Genomic DNA, 18,781 nt, shown 5'->3' with positions numbered 1-18,781 from the left:
TGGAAACTCCCCCTCACAAAACATACCTGCTCAAATCCGCTGACCGCATCAGCTCACCCAGGTTCTTCTCCACAAAGCCCGCATCCACCGTCACGCGCTCGCCCGCGCGGTCGGGGGCGGTGAAGGAGAGGTCCTCGAACACCCGTTCCATGACGGTATAGAGCCGCCGCGCGCCGATGTTTTCGACCGATTGGTTGACCTCTGCCGCGATATGGGCCAGCGCGGCGATGCCGTCCTCGGTGAAGTTCACGGTCACCTCCTCTGTGCCCATCAGCGCGGTATACTGGAGCGTGAGGGCATTGTCGGTCTCGGTCAGGATGCGGACGAAATCGGCCTCGGTCAGGGCGCGCAGTTCGACACGGATGGGCAGGCGGCCCTGCAATTCGGGCAGCAGGTCCGAGGGTTTGGCGATGTGAAACGCACCCGAGGCGATGAAGAGGATATGGTCGGTTTTGACTGCCCCGTATTTGGTGCTGACCGTCGTGCCCTCGATCAGCGGCAGGAGGTCACGCTGCACGCCCTCGCGGCTGACATCGGCGCCGCGTGCGTCGGAGCGGGCGCAGACCTTGTCGATCTCGTCCAGAAAGACGATGCCGTTCTGTTCCACCGCCTCCAGCGCGGTGCGGTTCACCGTCTCGTCGTCCAGCAGCTTGTCGGCCTCTTCGCCGATCAGCAGGTCGTGGCTCTCGGCGACGGTCACCCTTTTGGTCGTGGTGCGCTGGCCGAATGCCTTGCCAAAGAGGTCGCCCAGATTGAGCATCCCCATCTGGCTGCCGGGCTGGCCGGGAATATCCATCATGCTCATCGGGTTCGAGGTATCGCTGACCTCGATCTCGATCACGGTATCGTCGAGCAGCCCGTCGCGCAGTTTCTTGCGAAACATCTCGCGGGTGCCTTCGCGGGCGTCGGTGCCGGCAATCGCGGTGATGACCCGATCCTCGGCGGCGGCCTCGGCGCGTGCCTTGACATCCTCGCGCATCCACTCGCGGGTCTGGGCGATGGCGGTATCGACAAGATCGCGGATGATCTGTTCGACATCGCGGCCGACATAGCCCACTTCGGTGAATTTCGTGGCCTCGACCTTGATGAAAGGGGCGCGGGCGAGTTTGGCGAGGCGGCGGCTGATCTCGGTCTTGCCCACGCCGGTGGGGCCGATCATCAGGATGTTCTTGGGGTATACCTCGTCGCGCAGGTCGTCCGACAGCTGCTTGCGCCGCCAGCGATTGCGCAGGGCGACGGCGACGGCGCGTTTGGCGTCCTTCTGGCCGATGATGAAGCGGTCAAGCTCCGAGACGATCTCGCGCGGGGTCAGGTCGGTCATTCAGCATTCCTTTACCAGTTCAGGCACAGATACGCAGAGAGCGGGCGGATTTGAAGGGGGTTGACTATTGTATATACAATACGTAAATACAAAGTAAGCAGGCAGCGTTTGGCGAAACCCCCAAAGCAAGGAGGCTCGAGGAATGGCGCCCTTGAGGGGGATTCGGCATGAACTTCGAGTGGGACGAAGAGAAGCGGCGGGCGACGATCAGGAAGCACAGAATCGACTTTTCCGACGCCGTGGAAGTGATCCTGGGAGAGCCGATGATTCTGCCCGCAAGAAGCGACATCGAGGATCGTTTCATTGCGGTGGGACCGTTGGCCGGAAAACTTGTTGCGGTCGTCTTTACAATGCGCGGCGACACGGTGCGGCTGATCACGGTGAGAAGGGCACGATACGATGAGCAAAAGCGATATCAGACAGTACACGCTGGAACAGGTCCGCGCGCTTAAGAGCGAAACGGACTGGAAAGCGCTGAAGGACTCTCCTCCCTACGATGGCGAGCAGGAGTTCGACGTCGATTGGTCGAAGGCGCGGATTGGACTGTCCGAGCCAAAAACGGCGGTTTCGATCAGGCTTGACCCCGACGTGCTGGCCTATTTCAAGCGGCAGGGCAAAGGCTATCAGACCCGGATGAACGCGGTTCTGCGCGCCTATATGGAGGCGATGGAGAAGAAGGGCTAGGATTTGCCGATCTTCTCCACCGTCAGGTTGCCGTTGGTGTAGACGCAGATATCGGCGGCGATGGCCATGGCGGCGCGGGCGATTTCCTCGGCGGTGCGGTCGCTGTCCATCATGCCGCGTGCAGCCGCCAGCGCGTAATTGCCGCCCGATCCGATGGCGGTCACGTCATGTTCGGGTTCCAGCACGTCGCCCGCGCCGGTGATCACATAGAGCTGGTCGCCATCGGTGACGATCAGCATCGCCTCGAGTTTTTGCAGGTATTTGTCGGTGCGCCAGTCCTTGGCCAGTTCGACGCAGGCGCGTTGCAATTGCCCCGGCGTTGCCTCCAGCTTGGATTCCAGTCGTTCCAGCAGGGTAAAGGCGTCTGCCGTGGATCCGGCAAAGCCAGCAACCACGTCATAGCCGCCGGGGCTGAGGCGGCGCACCTTGCGCGCGGTGCCCTTGATCACCGTCTGGCCCAGGCTGACCTGACCGTCACCGGCGACGACAACCTCGCCGCCCTTGCGCACGCCGATGATCGTGGTGCCGTGCCATCCGGGAAAATCGTTGCTCATGCGGCCCTCCGTTCTGCTGTGGCCTATATGCGCGGCGGGCGCGGGCGTTGCAAGGCGGGCAAGTAAAAGGGGGCCGCGACGGGGGCGGCCCCCTTGCAAAAACCAGGCTGTGATCAGATGCTTTCTTCGATCCAGCTTTGCAGCGCGGCCTTGGGGGCGGCGCCGGCGCGGTTCGAGACGACCTTGCCCTTGTTGAAGATGAACAGCGCCGGGATGCCGCGGACGCCCATGGCGACGGCGGAATTGGGGTTGCTGTCCACATCGACCTTCACGATCTTGACGCGACCATTCATCTCTGCCGACAGCTCTTCGAGAGCGGGGCCGATCTGTTTGCAGGGGCCGCACCATTCGGCCCAGAAATCCACCACGACGGGGATATCGGAATTCTTTACTTCGGCGTCAAAGGTGGCGTCGGTTACGGCAACGGTGGCCATGGCAATCTCTCCTAGAGGTCAGCGGTTCGACCCAGAACCTATGTAGCGCGGCGCGGCGCGTCAAGCGATGGCGGTGGTCCTGAGCGCATCGGTCACGAGATCGTGGGGCAGCGGCATGAGCGTGGCGGTGCGGGTCCAGAGGATCGCGGTTTCGATCCGGCGGTCGGGATAGAGCAGTGCGAGGGCGTGCGCATAGGCCCCCATCTGCCGCAACAGGGCGTCGGGGCAGTCGGCGGGTGTGTCGGGCACAAGGGCGTTGGTCTTGAAATCCACGGCCAGGACGCGGGCGTCGTCGATGATGAGCCGGTCGATGATCCCGTGGATGCGCCGCCCGTGCAGCGCATCGAGGTTGGCCGTGACCGCGACCTCGGCCAGCGCATCCGTGGCAAAAAGAGGTTGCAGGCCGGGGCGGGTCAGCACCTTTTCAGCCTCGGCCAGCAGCAGGGCCAGTTCATCCCCGGTGGTCGCGTCATTTCCGCCCGACAAGAGCCGCGCGGCAGTGGCGGACCAATCGGTTGCGGGCACCTGAGGCAGGATTTCGAGCAGGCGATGCACCTGCCGCCCGCGCCGTTTGGCGGCCTCTTCGTCAAGACCGCGCTCGCCCGGCAGGGCTTTGGCGCCGCCAAGCTCCGAGGGGGTGAGAGTGTCGGTCCGGGAGGGTTTCCGGGCCGCCTGATGAAAGTGTGGATCAAGCGGGACCGGGGGGGTGTCTGCGGTGTCGTCGAACACCGATTCAGTCTCTGTTTCAGCCCAAATCCCGTGCTCGAGCCGCAGACCCGGCCCGTGGTCAAAGTGATGCGGCATAGCGCCCGCCTGTTCGAGGCCGCGCCGCACCTTGTCATACCAGGTATCGTCAAGTTTGCCGGGACTGCCGTGCGCCGTGACGATCAACCAGGTTTGCGCCCGCGTCATCGCCACGTAGAGCAGCCGCTCGCGCTCTGCCTGTTGTGCGGCGCGTTCGGCCTCGATCGCGGCGCTGATCGCGGGCGGCGCGTCCTCGGCCCGGCCTGTCCAGAGCGCGGTGTCGTCCGCCAGCGCGATCTGTGCCGGCGCAGAGGCCCGCCATGCGCCGGTTTCGGGCAGGATGACGATGGGCGCCTCAAGCCCCTTGGCCCCGTGGACCGTCATCACCCGGATGCGATTGCCCGCGGTGTCCATCTGCCGCTTGATTTCCAGATTGTCGGTTTCCAGCCAGACGAGAAAACCCGTCAGGCTGTCAACGGCGCGTTGCTCATAGGCCATTGCCTGCGCGAGCAGCGCGTCGATACCGTCCTCGGCCTCTGGCCCAAGCCGGGCCAGCAGTTTCCTACGTCCGTCATGGCGCGTCAGAATCCGCTCGATCAGATCGTAAGGCCGCAGATAGTCCGCTTGATCCCGCAGATCGCTGATCACGTTCATCTCGGCGGAAAATTCCGCCGCACGTTCGCGCATTTCGGCCCAGAGGTAGCGCTCCTTGCGCCCATGGGCGAGATCGTAAAGCTGTGCTTCGGACCAGCCGAAGAGCGGCGATTTCAGGGCGGTCGCCAGCGCCAGATCATCCTCTGGTGTAGAAAGAAAAGACAAGAGGGCCGCCAGATCGCGCACCGCCAGTTCCGCCCCGACCTTGAGCCGGTCGGCACCGGCAATCGGCAGGCCCTGCGCCTTGCATTCGCGGATGATTTCGTGAAACAGCGCCGAGCGGCGGCGCACGAGGATCAGGAAATCGCCGGGCCGGACGGCGCGGAACCCGCTGGCGGATTTGGCATCGGGGATGGCCTGCCGGGTCTCGATCATGGTGCGGATGGCCCCGGCCACCCGGCGCGCCAGGATGATCGCGGGATCGCTGCTGACGCGGATGTCCACCGGCATGAACCAGGCGGGGTCGTCGTCCGCGTCGGGTTTTTCGACCAGAGGCCACAGATCGACGCGACCGGGCAGGGCGTCAAAGAACGCCTTGTGACCTTCCTCGGAGGCAAACCCGCTGTCCGCGCTCTGGTCAAAGCAGCAATCGACGGTCGTCAGGATCGCCCGAGACGAGCGGAACGAATAGGCCAGCACCCTTGATTGCAACCGGGCGTTCGTGGCCGCGAGTCGTGCCGCGAACTCCTGCTGCATCCGGTCGAATTCGCGTGGATCTGCCCCCTGAAAGGAATAGATCGACTGTTTCTTGTCGCCGACGACAAAGATCGTGCGCGGCACGTCGGCCCGCGATCCCTGACCGCTGGTGAATTCCTGCGCAAGGCGTTCGATCACCTGCCATTGCACGGGGCTGGTGTCCTGTGCCTCGTCCACAAGGATGTGGTCGATCCCGCCATCGAGCCGATAGAGTACCCAGGCCGCCACATCAGGGCGGGTCAGCAGATCGCGGGCGCGCAGGATCAGATCGTCGAAATCCAGCCAGCCCCGCACCTGTTTGGCGCGTTCATAGGCGGGCAGGAAAAGCTGCGCGAAATCATGTAACGCGCGGGTTTTCCAAATCGCCAGAAGGGCGAGGCGCGCGGGACGCGCCTCTTCGACACGCAGCATCCATTGCTCGATCTGCGGCATGACATGGGCGAGCGTCTCGCGGGTCGCCTTGGTCGGGAAAGAGCCTGTCTTGGCGGAAAACGGCGATTGCGCGCCCTTGCCGGTCAGGAATACGCCCTCGAGCAGGGGCAGCGCGCCGATGTCCAGCGCGGTGATTTGCGCCAGCTTTGCGGCGGCTCTAGTGTCATTGGATGACCCCGCCCTGAGCGCGGGCAAAAGCTGGTCCAGCAACGTCTGCTCATTGCCCAGAAACACGCGGTCGCGGATCGTCTCGGGACTCAGGTCGGGGGGTTGATCAAAGAGCGCGGCGAGATCCGCATCGGTCACGGGATGCGCGAAGGCGCGGCGATGCCGGACGATCTCGGCGGTCAGCTTTTCCAGAGAGTCGCCGGAAATATGCCGCGCCAGCGCATAGAAGACCTCTGCATCCGGCCCGTCGGCCAGGTTCTCGACGATTTCGGCGCGCAGCAGGGTGGCTGTGCGGTCCTCCATCTCGGTGAAATGCGGGGTGACGTCGGCCTCGAGCGGGAAGCGGCGCAGCAGGGAGGCGCAGAACGAATGGATCGTCTGGATCCTGAGGCCGCCGGGCGTTTCGATGGCGCGGGCAAAGAGGCGGCGGGCGTTGCGCAGGGTTTCATGGGTGATCTGCCCATCGACACCCAATGTGCCCAGATCGCCAATCAGGTCGGTATCCGCGCGCATCGCCCATTCGCCCAGACGCTTGAAGAGGCGGTTCTGCATCTCGCTCGCGGCGGCCTTGGTGTAGGTGAGGCACAGGATATGCTGGGGATCGACCCCCGCCAGCAACAGCCGCGCCACCCGGTCGGTCAGCACCCGCGTCTTGCCCGACCCGGCATTGGCCGAGAGCCATGTCGAGAGGTCGGGCCGGGCGGCATCCACCTGCGCCTGCGTGGCGGCGTCGCGGGGGGTCATTGGCCCACCTCTGTCACGTCAGGGGGATCGGTCATGTCCCATTCGCCATAGCGTGCGAGTTGATCGTAATTGCCGACATCCCCCGTATTGTGCGGGGCGCGGCGGGCGGTATAGCCCTGCGCCGGGTCCAGATAGGCCGCGATCAGCGCATGAAGTTCCGCCCAGATCTTGTCAGGCGGCTCTGCGTCCAGCGGCGCGTCCAGTTCCCTGGGATCGCTGCCCAGCCCGATATAGGCCGCGCGCGCCACCCGTGTCGGACCCATATCGCCAAAGCCCGCACGCTCTGCCATCGCGACCTCGAGCAGCAACTGCTTGTCGAAACTGGCCTGTTGCCCGGCGGTGGGCACCGTGCCGGTCTTGTAATCATAGATATGAAGCCGCCCGAGATCATCGAGGTCCAGCCGATCGGCCTTGGCCGAGAGGGTGAAACCGAGGTCGGGCAGGGTGGCCCGGCTCTTGATCTCGAATTCGAACGGGCGGGCGGTTTCGCGGCGCTTCATCTCGGTCTCGATGAACCAGTCCGCCACCCGCTCCAGCCGCGCCAGCCAGAGCGCGCGCGCCTCGGCCCAAGGCACCTTTTGCGCCAGAACAGTGACTGCATGCATCATCAGCACCTCGTGCGTGCAGCGTTCGGGATGGTCCCGTGTTTCGCGGATGAACAATTCGAGGATCTCGTGCAGCACCGTGCCGCGCAACAGCGCATCGGGAACGCGCATCAACGGGTCAAGCGGAGAGAGGCGCAGCACATGCCGCGCGTAGATCGCATAGGGGTCGCGGATGAGCCGTTGAATTTCCGTGACCGTCAGGTGGTCGGGGCGTGCCGTCGCGGGCGGACAGGGCGCGGGGCGGGGTGCGCGCGGCACCTCTGTTGGCGCCTCCAGTGCTGCCGCCTTTTGCAGCCAGGCATCACCGCGCGCGCGCATGTCTGCCAGCGCCTCGGGGCCGCCCTGATCCGGCAGACCCGCCAGCAGGTTCTGAATCCGGTTGAGCCAGCGCGAGACAACGGTTTGCGCATCGTCGGTTCGCAGTGACCGGGTAAGCCAGACCTCGGGCGCGGCGACCGCCTGCTGGAAATCATGCGCCGACAGACCGATGCGCCGTTCGGGCAGCAACAGTCCCGCCTGATGCCGCAGCGCGCGGTTGAGCCACGGGTCGGGCCTGGGGGTCTCTGGCCAACTGCCTTCGTTCAGGCCCGCGAGGATCAGCAGATCGGCTCCCTGCACCCGCGCCTCGAGCGTGCCCCAGATCAGGATATGAGGATGTGGATCGACCGGGTTGCGCACCTCGCGCGCGGCCAGAATGCTATGGAACAGATTGGCGTAATCGGTGGCGTTCAGCGCGCCCGCGACGCCAGCCTCGGCGCGCAATTCGGTCATGGCCTTCAGCGCCGCCTGCCCGGCATCCCTGTGCCAGAGCGTGCCGGAGGCGTCGCCACGGCAGCCCTGCGCGATCCTTTCGGCGAGGGTCTGATGCGCGATGGCGCGGGTTTCCAGGGCGACATCGCCGGGATCGTCCCCGTCCACGAAACAGGCGCAAAGCCAGTTCACCCAGTCCGGGGCGAGGTCATCCTTTTGCTTCTCGCCCCACTGACGCAGGCTGTCGCCGGTCGGATAGGGCGGACCATTGCGGCGCAGATGCAGTTCCAGTTCGCGGGTCAGGCGCAGATGCGTACCGCGTTCTGATCCGGTGTGGGTCAGCGGGTGCTTGAGCAGGGTCAGCAACGCCTCGGCGCTCAGCTTATGGCGAAAGAGATCGGCCACATGGCGCAGGAAGCGGCCCGGCGGTGACAGGTGCAGCGGCTGACCGGCGCTGTCGTCGGGCAGGATGTCCCAGCGGTCCAGCGCGGCGGTGACCTGCCGGGTCAGCATCCGGTCGGGGGTGATCAGCGCGGCGGTGATCCCGTCCTCTGCCGCCTGCCGCAGGCGCATGGCGATGGCCAGCGCCTCTTGCCGGGCAGAGGGTGCCTCGAGCAGGGTCACACCACCCATCGCTTCGGCGATATCGCTGAGGCTAGGGCCGTCGCGCAGCCATTGATCGGTCACGGGCGCGGGACGCAGCGCCAGTGAAATCACGGCATTGCGCGCGGCGTTGACCGGGGCCTGCGCGGTCCATGGGCGGATGTCGCCGGGCGTGATCCCGGCCCCAACTGCCACGCGGTAAAAGCGATACTGCGGATGATCCTCGGACAGCATCGGATCGTCGAGCGCGCCCCAGACAGCGCCCGGCATGTCAAAGTCGAATCCCGGCAGCACGACCGCGCCCTGCGGCAGCCGCGCAACCGCCTGCATCAGCAGCTGCGTCGCCCCGCGCGAGCCGGTCGAGCCCGCCAGAATGACCGGATGCTGAGGCGGGTTCTCGGCCCACAGATCGCATAGCCGCGCGATCACCAGCCGTTGCCGGGTTTCCACATCGGGATGCGTCGGGTCGGCCTGAAAATAGTGACGAACTATGCCCAGAAACGATTTTACACGCGCCCAGTGGCCGGATTGATCGGTCACGTCGAGATCGGCGATCACATCGGGCGAGACGCCTTCGCCGTGCATTTCATCCATCAGCCCCGCAAGGCTGTCGGCAAGATCGAAGATCGCGCTGCGGGGCGCCAGATCGGGCGCGCGGTCGAGCAGGGCCGCGATCAGCTGCACCAGCTCCAGCCGTCGGCGCAGGGGCGGGACGGCATCGGGAACATGCGCCAGATCCCAGCCCTCACCCAGATCCGTCACCAGGCTGAGGCGTGGCAGCAGGCACGCCGGTCCCTGATCAAACAGATCGCGGATGCGCCGCGCCATGCGTCTGGTGTTGACGATGAGATGCACCCGCGCCAGCGCCTCGGGCGGTTGTCCGGCGTGGCGCGCGATCAGCCCGTCGACCAGCGCGCGGGGGAAATCGACGCCGGGCGGCAGACCAAAGATGCGGGGCGTATCGCCGGGTTCAAACATCGGGCGTCTCCAGCATGGATTCGGCCAGCGCGATCCCCTCGGGTCGTCCGACATCGCACCATTGCCCGGTGTAGGGAATCGCAAAGAGCCGCCCCTGCGCCAGCACCCGGTCCCAAAGCAGGTTGAGCGAGAATGCCCGCTCCGCGATATCGTGCAGGAGGTCGGGCTTGATGATCTGCACGCCGGAATAGACGGCACCGGCTCCGCGCCTCGCCCGGCCATCCCTGCCGATGGCGAAATCCCCGGCGCCGTCATGCCCCGTCGCCCGCGCCTTGGGGATACAGAGCAGGAGGGCGTCCATCGTGCCGGGATCCCACCGATCCGCCAGGTGGCGCAGCGGGTTGGGTCCGCGCCAGACCGCATCGGTATTCATGGTAAAGACCGGCCCCGGTCCCAGAAGCGGCAGTGCCGCGCGCAGACCGCCGCCGGTTTCCAGGATATCAGGCGTCTCGTGCGACAGCAGGATGCCGCGCCCGGCCAGATGCGTCTCGATCTGGTCGGGGAGGTAATGCAGATTGACCACGATCCGATCCGCGCCGTAATCGTCCACCAGGCCCAGCGCGTGATCGAGGAGCGTCTTGCCCGCCACCCGTATCAGCGGTTTGGGGCGATCCGCCGTCAGCCGCCCCATCCGCGTGCCAAACCCCGCGGCAAAGAGCATCACGGGCAGAGTCACGCGGGGCATTGGTCTTTGAGCCTTTGCAGGACGCCAGGGCCGGGTTCGGGCAGGATGCCGCGCAGGATTTCGGCCACCGGCAACAGTGCGGGATGCGCGAGATCGCGTTCGAGATGCGCCCAGACGCGCGGGATCAGATCGACATAGCCCGGCTTGCCGTCGCGCAGGCAGAGGCGGGCAAATACCCCCAGAATGCGCAGGTTCCGTTGCGCGCCAAGGCAATGATAGGCGGTCACGAAGCCCCGCGCCTCGATCCCGGAGGCGGCGATATAGTGGTCGATCATGGCGGTTTCGATGGCGGGCGGGACATCGCGGCGTGCGTCTTGCAAAACCGACACCAGATCATAGGCCCGGTGACCCGTCATGGCATCCTGAAAATCCAGCAGGCCGACGCGCGCAACGCCCGCACGGTCCGGCAGCCAGAGCAGATTTTCGGCGTGGTAATCCCGCTGGATCAGCACATCCGCCGTGCCGGCATGGGTGACGAGCGTATCGCGGATGCAGGTATGAAAGCGCGCGCGCTCGGGGCTTTGTGCGCCGGTCGCGCCGGTCAGATACCAGTCAAAGGCCAGCGCCGCCACATCGGCCATGATGGGTGGTGAATAGGGTTTCAGGTCGGGCGGCGGCGCGTGGCGGTGCAACTTGGCAAGCAGATCGGTGGCGGCGGCATAGAGCGGTTGTTCCATCGCGGGGGCGGCGGCGATGACTCGTGCAAAGAGCGCATCGCCCAGATCCTCGAGGATCAGAAATCCATTGTTGGCGTCTTCGGCCAGAATGCGCGGCGCGCTCAGCCCAAGGCCGGTCAGGTGGCGCGCGATCCGCAGAAAGGGGCGCACGTCCTCGCCCTTGTCGGGCGGGGCATCCATCAGCACGGCGGTCTCGCCCGTCACGGCGCGCGACAGCCGCAGATAGCGCCGGTTCGACGCATCCCCGGCCAGAGGTGCGAGGTCAGCCCCGACCCAATCAGTGCCCGAGATGAAATCCTGCAAGGCGGCAGCGCGGTCAGGCATGCGCAAACCCTTTCAGCCGGGAATGCCAGCGGGGATCCGACCATGTAAGGCGCAGGTGGCGCTCATCATCCCGTGCGCCGGGTTCGAAGTGGAGCGCAAGCGCCGTCTGGGGCACCAGATCGGCAAGGCGGTCCGGCCATTCCACAAGGCAGATCGAATCGCAGAACGCCTCTGTCAGGCCAAGCTCGATCAGGTCCAGCGGATCGCTCAGCCGGTAGAGATCGGCGTGCCAGATGTCGGCGCCTTGGCCCGGATAGGTTTGCACCAGCGTGTAGGTCGGCGAGGGAACATCCTCGGGTTGCGGCAGCAGGGCCTGAATCAGGCAACGGGCGAAATGGGTCTTGCCCGCGCCAACGCCACCCGACAGAAGCAGCACATCGCCGGGTCCGAGGCGCGGCGCGAGGGCCTGCGCGAGGGCGCAGGTCGCTTCGGGGCTTGCCAGGGAAATAGTCGTTGCCTGCTCGGACATGGCATGACACTACACGCGCCACGCCCGCCCGCAACCGGGTTCAGCCGGTTTTCAATGACGCCAGGTGCAAATGTCCTGCCTGATGTTGCGCCAGAGTCAGCATCGTGTGTCCCCGGCCCAGCGATATCACCTGCAGATCGAGCCGGGCATCGCCGGGCAGGTCGAGGGTTCTGGCGATCGGCGCGCCGAGGGGTCCCTGCGCGATTCCGTGTTCGATGCCGGGCCAAAGGCCGGCATCGGGATAGCGTGCATGGCAGGCGGCGATGACATCGTGCAGGCCCATCCCGGCAAGGTGGCTGTCAGGATCAATGCCTAGGAGAATGCCAAACGCGGTGTTGCAGAACATCAGGCGACCCTCGCCGGACAGCACCGCGATACCCTGCGTCAGCCTGTCGAGCACGGACTGGCGCAGGTCGATCTGAGCGCGGTGCCGCCGCATCGTCGAAATCTCGACCGAGATATCCTCGAACACAAAGGCCACGTCGCCATCGGGATGCGGACGCCCGGTGACGCGATAGATCTGGCCGGTTGTCAGGCTCCAGACCTCCTGGTAGAGGCCGCCGCGCGCGGTCCTGACCATATCGTTGATCTGGCTGCGCCAATTGCCGTAATTGCGGGGTTCGGGCATCACCTGCCGGTCGCGCAGCGCGTCGAAAAAGCTGATCAGCCCGGGCCGTGAGCTGAGAAACTCTGGTGCAAGTCCCGTCAGGTCGATCATGGCGGGATTGAACAGGGCGAGCGTCCTGTCGCGGTCAAAGACGGTCAGGCCGACCGTCAGGCTGGCGAAGGTTCTGCTCAGCGTCTGGACAAAGTCGCGCCGGGCGGTCTCTGCCCGGACGATCCGGGTGACGTCGGTGGCACAGAGCACAAGGCCCCGATCCGTTCCGGTCACGCGCAGGTCATAGGATGTCTCTGTCCGGCCGTTATCGCCGACGAGCGATATCCGTTCGGTCACGGTGTCCCCCGGTGCGGGCGGCTGGCCGGCTGCGCGCAGCATTTCGGCCCGATGATCTGGGTTCATGGCCTCGCCGGCCTCGTTCTGCCATAGGGTTTCGCCCGCCTTGTCACGGATCCAGACCGGGCAGGGCGCGTGAAACAGCGCGGCGGACTGATCCTGAAGCGATTGGCAGAGGCGCAGCCGCTCGTGGATTATCGCGGGTTCCGGTTGCGCGGTATCGGTCAGTGTCACATGTACGGTGCGGCGCGACGGGCAGAGATCGAGGCGGGTGGCGATGTCGCCACTTTGGCTATGGAGCGAGGTGGCGCGATCAGGGTCCAAATCCGCCAGCCGGACCGGCAGGTCGGGAAAACGGAACGTCAGCCACGCCCGGAACCGCGCCCAGTCGGTCTGCGCGGTGTCGTCCGGGTCTGGCAGGGAAAAGCCACTGGCGTCGTGATCTATCAGCCGCTCGTCGCGGAAGAGAAAATGGTTGCTGCACGAGCCGGTGAGGTCAGGCCGTTGCCCCCCGGCAGAGCGCGGGCCCGCCATGCCGAGGACCAGCAGCGCAACAATGCAAACCACCAGCGTGAGAGAGGCGAGAAACAGCCCGTCAGCCCATGTCAGATCAGCCATATGCAGCCCTTTCACACCAGATGCCCAAAGGATCGGCTTATCTGGTTAAGAGTGTGTTAACAGGTGCGGTGCGCTGCCGGCCTCAGGGTCTGATCGGCTCGTTCTGCCCCAGGGCAGAGGTATCCTGACGGATCGGGGCCTCGATCATGCTGCGTGGCCAGGTGATCTGGACAAAGGCGCCGGTGCGCGCCGAATGGCTGGCCATGGTGCTGAACGAGTCGGCGCCGTTGGCAAAGGCAAGGTCCGCGCCCGACCGCTCAAGAAGCGTCTTGGCGATGAACAGGCCAAGCCCCATGCCTTCGTATTCCGGGCGCTGCGGAGCGCTGACCGGCGCGCGGCGGCGGATGAACGGATCGCCGATCCGGCCCAGCATGTCCTGCGGAAAGCCGCGCCCGTCATCCATGATCCGGAGCGTGATGGTCCTGTCGGTCCAGCGGCTCTCGATCCAGACGTTTTCGCGGGCGAAATCCACGGCATTCTGGATCAGGTTGCGCAGGCCATGGATCACGTCGGGCCGGCGCAGCACCGTCGGTCGATCCGGCTGGCCGTCACCTTCCGGCGCATGGTCGAAATGGATCCGCTTGCCCCGGTCGACATGCGGCTCTGCGGCCTCTTCGATCAGGGCGGTCAGGGGCGCGCGGCGCAGGTGCAGGTCATCCTTGCCCGCCCGTCCCATCGACCGCAGGATATCGCGGCAGCGATCCGTCTGCTGGACGATCAGCAGCGCGTCGTCGCGCAGGTCGGGGCGGTCGCTCAGCTCGTCGGCCAGTTCGGCGCTGGTCAGCTTGATCGTCGCGAGCGGCGTGCCCAGCTCATGTGCCGCCGCCGCCACGACGCCACCCAGATCGGTCAGTTTCTGTTCGCGGGCCAGCGCCATCTGTGTTGCTTGTAGGGCATCCGACATCGCCTGCATTTCCTGCACGATCCAGCGGGAATAGACCCCCAGAAACAGCACCGCGATCACGATTGCCACCCAGTTGCCAAAGCGGAACATGTCCGGCACGCGCAGAATGACGCCCTCTTTGGTCGTGAGCGGCAGGTAGAACTGCATCAGCAACGTCACGATCATGATCGCCATCGCCCCCAGGAACGCGGTCGAGCGCCCCGAGAGCGCCGAGGCCGAAACCGTGACCGGCCCGACGATCAGGATCGAGAACGGATTGTGCATGCCGCCGGTGAGATAGAGCAGCATGCCCAGTTGCAGCATATCGAACAGCACCACCAGAAAGGTGTCCTGTTCCGAGAGCCGCTTGTTCTCGGCAAAGACAAGCCCGGCAACCAGATTGCTGACCACCGAAACGCCGATCACCAGAAAACACAGGCCGATTTCCAGATCGAGGCGATAGACCCGTTCCGCGACCACCAGCGCCGCGGCCTGTCCGACAATCGCCCACCAGCGCAACACGACCAGCGTCCGCAGCCGGATCCAGTTGCCGCGTTCGCGGGATTTGAACAGACCCGGGGAATACTCACTCATTTGTGCTATTGTGTCCCATTGCGTGCAGCGGAAGGGATGTTAGATACTCCGAAAGTTGCATCCAACGGACCCGAACGCAAGGAAATCCCCATGACCCGTCTGATCGCCATTGCCGCCGCCGTCATCGTCTTTCTCGGTCTGGGGGTGACCTATCTGTTGACGACAAGGGACGACGACGGAGACCAGTTCGCCCAGTGCCGCGCCTCGAATGTGGCGGGGGGTGCCGGGCTGATCGGCGGGCCGTTTACCCTGGTCAGCGAAACCGGAGAGACGGTGACCGAAAAAGAGGTGATCGACCAGCCCGCGCTGATCTATTTCGGCTATACGTTCTGCCCCGATGTATGTCCGCTGGACAACGCCCGCAATGCCGAGGCGGTGGAAATCCTCGAAAGCCGGGGCAGCATCGTCAAGCCGGTCTTTATCACCGTCGATCCCAAGCGGGACACGCCCGAGGTGATGGCGGAATTCACCGATTACCTGCACCCCCGGATGCTGGGCCTGAGCGGCAGCGAGGAACAGGTGCGTGCCGCAAGCAAGGCCTATCGCGTGTTTTATCAGGCGCATAAGCCCGCCGAGGGACAAGAGGATCTGTATCTGGTGGACCATTCCACCATGACCTATCTCAGCCTGCCCGAGCATGGTTTTGTCGAGTTCTTCCGCCGCGATGCGACCGCAGAGCAAATGGCGGACAGCGTTCAGTGTTTCACTGATGCAGCCTGAAATATTGCGTTTGTTTGACGCAGCGACAGGCGCGGGCTAGAACAAATCCAGATGCGCGCAACACGAGGGGCGGCTGGCTGTGAACGCACAGGACATAGGCGAGGACAAATCGCTTCTTTTGGTCGATGACGACGAACCGTTCCTGAAACGGCTGGCCAAGGCCATGGAGAAACGCGGATTTGAGGTCGAGACCGCCGGGTCGGTCGCAGCCGGTCGTGCGATTGCCTCGGCCCGACCGCCGGCCTATGCGGTCTGTGACCTGCGGCTCGAGGATGGCAACGGACTCGACGTGGTCGAGGTCATCCGCGCCAAGCGCCCCGACAGCCGGATCGTGGTCCTGACCGGTTATGGCGCGATTGCCACGGCTGTGGCGGCGGTCAAGATCGGAGCGACGGATTACCTGTCCAAGCCCGCCGACGCTACCGACATCACCAATGCGCTGCTGGCCAATGGCGCCGATCTGCCGCCGCCGCCGGAAAACCCGATGAGCGCCGATCGTGTCCGGTGGGAGCATATTCAGCGCGTTTACGAATTGTGCGACCGCAACGTCAGCGAGACCGCAAGACGCCTCAACATGCATCGCCGCACCTTGCAGCGCATCCTGGCCAAGCGATCGCCACGCTAGGCGGTCCGGTCCCGCGCGGCATCCCTGCAACGATCCGGGCAATGCCCCATTGCCGGACGCAACAAATATTGTGTTAAAAGGCTTGAAATAGTCTTAGACGGTCAAAAACGTCTGACAGGGGGCAGTGTATTTGGGTTTGTGGCAGTCATACCGGATGCGTCTGCGGCGACGGCGGGCAAAGGTCCGCGCCTTTCGCAAACATTTCGCGCTGCGTCCGGTTGTCGATCGGACCGCTGGGATTCGTCCGGGAGATGTGCTGCTGTTTTCCACCCTGCGCGACGAGCATATCCGCCTGCCCTATTTTCTGCGCTACTACCGCAATCTGGGCATTTCGCATTTTCTGATCGTCGACAATGACAGTACCGATGGCGGCGCCGAATACCTTGCGGCGCAAGAGGATGTGTCGCTCTGGACGACGAAATCCAGCTACAAGCGGGCGCGGTTCGGTGTCGACTGGCTGAATTGGCTGCTCCAGAAATACGGTCACGGGCACTGGACGCTTGTGGTCGATGCGGACGAGTTTTTCATCTATCCGTTCTGCGATACCCGGCCCATCCGGGCGCTGACCGACTGGCTTGATACCTCTCAGGTCAGGTCGTTTGGCGCGATGCTGCTCGACATGTATCCAAAGGGCCGGATCGACGCGGTGCCCTATCAGGCAGGACAGGATCCGATGGAAATCGCCGCCTGGTTCGATCCGGGCAATTACGTGATCGAGAAGAACCGACTATACGGCAATCTGTGGATTCAGGGAGGTCCGCGGGCGCGGGTGTTTTTCCCCGACAACCCGAAAAAGGCGCCTGCCCTGAACAAGACGCCGCTGGTCAGGTGGGATCGCCGCTATGCCTATGAAAGCTCTACCCACATGCTGTTGCCGCGCGGCCTGAATCTGACCTATGACGAGTGGGGCGGGGAAAAGACCAGCGGTATTCTGCTTCACGCCAAGTTTCTCGACACTTTCACCGCCAAGGCGACCGAGGAACTGACCCGCCGGCAGCACTATTCCGCCAGCGTCGAATACAAGGCCTATGCCGAGGTCGTGCGCCACAATGCCGAACTTTGGTGCAAATGGTCGGAGAGATATATAAACTGGCGGCAATTGGAAATCCTCGGGCTGATGTCCAAGGGGAACTGGGCATGAGGGAAGGGCAGTAAGCGCATGAGCCTGGGCATCATCCTGCTGGTTCATACCGCCTTTCATCGCGCCGAACAGGTGGCGCGGCATTGGGCGGCTTCGGGCTGTCCGCTGGTGATCCATGTGGATCGCGCCGTGCCGCGCAAGACACATGACGCCTTTGTGCGTGCACTGTCGGACCTGCCTGATATTCGGTTTGCCCGGCGTCATCGCTGCGAATGGGGCACCTGGGGTCTGGTGGCGGCGACACAGGGCGCGGCGGAGATCATGCTGGATCAGTTCGCCGATGTGCGTCATGTCTATCTGGCGTCCGGCTCTTGTCTGCCGCTCAGGCCGGTGCAGGAGCTGATTGATTACCTCGCCGCGCGTCCACATACCGATTTCATCGAATCCGCTACCATCGCGGATGTACCCTGGTCGATCGGGGGCCTGGATGAAGAGCGTTTTACCCTGCGGTTTCCGTTTTCCTGGCGCAGGAACCGTTATCTGTTCGACAAATACGTGGCGCTGCAACGGCTGTTGCGGTTCAGGCGGCGTATTCCCAACGGCATAGTCCCGCATATGGGCAGCCAGTGGTGGTGCCTCACGCGGCAGACGCTATCGGCGATTTTGCAGGATCCCGAGCGCGCCACCTATGATCGCTATTTTTCCAGGGTCTGGATCCCGGACGAGAGCTATTTCCAGACCCTCGCCCGGCACTTTTCCCGACAAATCGAGAGCCGTTCGCTGACGCTGTCGAAATTCGACTATCAGGGAAAGCCGCATATTTTCTATGATGACCATTTGCAGCTTCTGCGCCGGTCGGATTGTTTTGTCGCGCGCAAGATATGGCCTTTTGCGGATCGTCTGTATCAGGCGTTCCTGACCGATCAGGCGGGAGCGATGAAGCGGACAGAACCCAGTCCCGGCAAGATCGACCGCATTTTCGCCAAGGCGGTCCAGCGGCGCATGCGCGGTCGTCCGGGCCTCTACATGCAGAGCCGCTTTCCGGTCGAGGGGCGCGAGAATGGTCTGACCTGTGCGCCTTATTCCGTATTCGAGGGGTTTGGCGACCTGTTCGAGAATTTTGCGTCCTGGCTGGCCCGGATGACCGGCATGCGGGTGCATGGCCATCTCTTTGCGTCCGAGCGTGCCGAATTTTCCGACGGGCAGACGGTGATGAATGGCGCGCTGAGCGACAGCGCCGCCTTGCGCGACTATAATCCGCGCGCGTTTCTCGCCAGCCTGATCTGGAACACGCGCGGCGAACGCCAGTGCTTTCAGTTCGGTCCGCGCGATAATATCAAGCAGATCGAGTGGTATATCGCGAAGGATCCCAATGCGCAGATTTCCGTGATAACCGGAGCCTGGGCGGTGCCACTGTTCAAGTCCAGCGCCAATTTTGCCGATATCCGGCGCGAGGCGGCGAGATTGCAGCAGATCGAGGCTGAGCATCTTGAGGTGCTGCGGTCGCGATGGACCGGGGCGCGGGTACGAATCTGGAGCATGGCCGAGTTCATCGAGGCCCCGATGGAGCCGCTGCAAACCATCATCGACGAGATCGGACAACAAAACCTGCGCGGCCCCGCCGAGGCGCCGCGCATGGCCGATCTGACCGGCTTTGGCCAGTTTCTGCAGAACCTCAAGAACCAGGGCATGCATCCCTATCTGATGGGTGATTTTCCGGTGGAACAGGGGCGGCACGACGCGTGGCAGAACAAGCGCAAGCCTTACCTTGTGCGGTAACCGC

16 protein-coding genes are annotated in these 18,781 nt (G+C 64.3%); 6 read left to right on the top strand and 10 right to left on the bottom strand.

Annotation, left to right across the window (positions count from 1 at the left end):
- Nucleotides 1–13: 13 nt before the first annotated feature.
- Nucleotides 14–1,321, bottom strand: coding sequence for an ATP-dependent protease ATPase subunit HslU (gene hslU / locus BSG08_RS04940; RefSeq protein ID WP_093032944.1), 1,308 nt, complete (start codon nt 1,319–1,321; stop codon nt 14–16).
- Between the two features lie 167 nt (nt 1,322–1,488).
- On the opposite strand from hslU, the gene BSG08_RS19895 reads away from it, so the two are divergent.
- On the top strand, nt 1,489–1,773 hold the full coding sequence (locus BSG08_RS19895; RefSeq protein WP_093032941.1) for a BrnT family toxin: 285 nt from the start codon (nt 1,489–1,491) through the stop codon (nt 1,771–1,773).
- Complete coding sequence (locus BSG08_RS04930; RefSeq protein WP_093032938.1) at nt 1,721–2,005, top strand: BrnA antitoxin family protein; 285 nt, start codon at nt 1,721–1,723, stop codon at nt 2,003–2,005. The genes BSG08_RS19895 and BSG08_RS04930 overlap by 53 nt, the downstream gene beginning before the upstream one ends.
- Here BSG08_RS04930 and hslV read toward each other — a convergent pair.
- From hslV to regB, 9 genes are all read right to left on the bottom strand, one after another.
- Nucleotides 2,002–2,559 carry an ATP-dependent protease subunit HslV gene (gene hslV, locus BSG08_RS04925; protein ID WP_093032935.1) on the bottom strand — a complete coding sequence of 186 codons (558 nt, stop codon included), beginning with the start codon at nt 2,557–2,559 and terminating at the stop codon, nt 2,002–2,004. The two genes, BSG08_RS04930 and hslV, sit on opposite strands and share 4 nt — an antisense overlap.
- Before the next feature lie 113 nt (nt 2,560–2,672).
- Nucleotides 2,673–2,993: a thioredoxin gene (gene trxA, locus BSG08_RS04920; RefSeq protein WP_093032932.1), complete on the bottom strand. Its 321-nt coding sequence runs from the start codon at nt 2,991–2,993 to the stop codon at nt 2,673–2,675.
- Nucleotides 2,994–3,053: 60 nt separating this feature from the next.
- On the bottom strand, nt 3,054–6,431 hold the full coding sequence (gene addA / locus BSG08_RS04915; protein ID WP_093032929.1) for a double-strand break repair helicase AddA: 3,378 nt from the start codon (nt 6,429–6,431) through the stop codon (nt 3,054–3,056).
- Nucleotides 6,428–9,367 (bottom strand): double-strand break repair protein AddB, encoded by a 2,940-nt coding sequence (gene addB, locus BSG08_RS04910; protein WP_093032926.1) that lies wholly within the window; start codon nt 9,365–9,367, stop codon nt 6,428–6,430. The genes addA and addB overlap by 4 nt, the downstream gene beginning before the upstream one ends.
- Nucleotides 9,360–10,052 (bottom strand): nucleotidyltransferase family protein, encoded by a 693-nt coding sequence (locus tag BSG08_RS04905; RefSeq protein WP_093032923.1) that lies wholly within the window; start codon nt 10,050–10,052, stop codon nt 9,360–9,362. The genes addB and BSG08_RS04905 overlap by 8 nt, the downstream gene beginning before the upstream one ends.
- Nucleotides 10,040–11,053, bottom strand: a complete 1,014-nt coding sequence (locus BSG08_RS04900) for an aminoglycoside phosphotransferase family protein (RefSeq protein ID WP_093032920.1) — start codon at nt 11,051–11,053, stop codon at nt 10,040–10,042. The genes BSG08_RS04905 and BSG08_RS04900 overlap by 13 nt, the downstream gene beginning before the upstream one ends.
- The gene (tsaE, locus tag BSG08_RS04895; protein WP_093032917.1) at nt 11,046–11,522 is read right to left on the bottom strand and encodes a tRNA (adenosine(37)-N6)-threonylcarbamoyltransferase complex ATPase subunit type 1 TsaE; all 477 of its coding nucleotides are present in this window, start codon (nt 11,520–11,522) and stop codon (nt 11,046–11,048) included. The genes BSG08_RS04900 and tsaE overlap by 8 nt, the downstream gene beginning before the upstream one ends.
- Before the next feature lie 40 nt (nt 11,523–11,562).
- Nucleotides 11,563–13,095 (bottom strand): PAS-domain containing protein, encoded by a 1,533-nt coding sequence (locus tag BSG08_RS04890; protein ID WP_245770594.1) that lies wholly within the window; start codon nt 13,093–13,095, stop codon nt 11,563–11,565.
- An 82-nt stretch (nt 13,096–13,177) separates the two neighbouring features.
- A complete protein-coding gene (gene regB, locus BSG08_RS04885; protein WP_093032914.1) occupies nt 13,178–14,572 on the bottom strand; it encodes a sensor histidine kinase RegB in 1,395 nt (464 codons plus the stop codon).
- Nucleotides 14,573–14,662: 90 nt separating this feature from the next.
- Here regB and BSG08_RS04880 point away from each other — a divergent pair, with 90 nt between their 5' ends.
- From BSG08_RS04880 to BSG08_RS04865, 4 genes are all read left to right on the top strand, one after another.
- Entirely contained in the window at nt 14,663–15,292 is a 630-nt protein-coding gene (locus BSG08_RS04880; protein ID WP_093032911.1) for an SCO family protein, read from the top strand.
- Between the two features lie 73 nt (nt 15,293–15,365).
- The gene (locus tag BSG08_RS04875; protein ID WP_093032908.1) at nt 15,366–15,917 is read left to right on the top strand and encodes an ActR/PrrA/RegA family redox response regulator transcription factor; all 552 of its coding nucleotides are present in this window, start codon (nt 15,366–15,368) and stop codon (nt 15,915–15,917) included.
- A 154-nt stretch (nt 15,918–16,071) separates the two neighbouring features.
- Nucleotides 16,072–17,058 (top strand): glycosyltransferase family 2 protein, encoded by a 987-nt coding sequence (locus BSG08_RS04870; protein ID WP_093032904.1) that lies wholly within the window; start codon nt 16,072–16,074, stop codon nt 17,056–17,058.
- An 18-nt stretch (nt 17,059–17,076) separates the two neighbouring features.
- A complete protein-coding gene (locus BSG08_RS04865) occupies nt 17,077–18,777 on the top strand; it encodes a DUF5927 domain-containing protein (RefSeq protein WP_093032901.1) in 1,701 nt (566 codons plus the stop codon).
- Nucleotides 18,778–18,781 lie beyond the last annotated feature (4 nt).

This window comes from Roseovarius azorensis (assembly GCF_900109455.1).
Classification (GTDB): domain Bacteria; phylum Pseudomonadota; class Alphaproteobacteria; order Rhodobacterales; family Rhodobacteraceae; genus Roseovarius; species Roseovarius azorensis.
The sequence above is the reverse complement of the archived record's forward strand: the minus strand, read 5'-3'. Positions and strand labels throughout refer to the sequence as shown.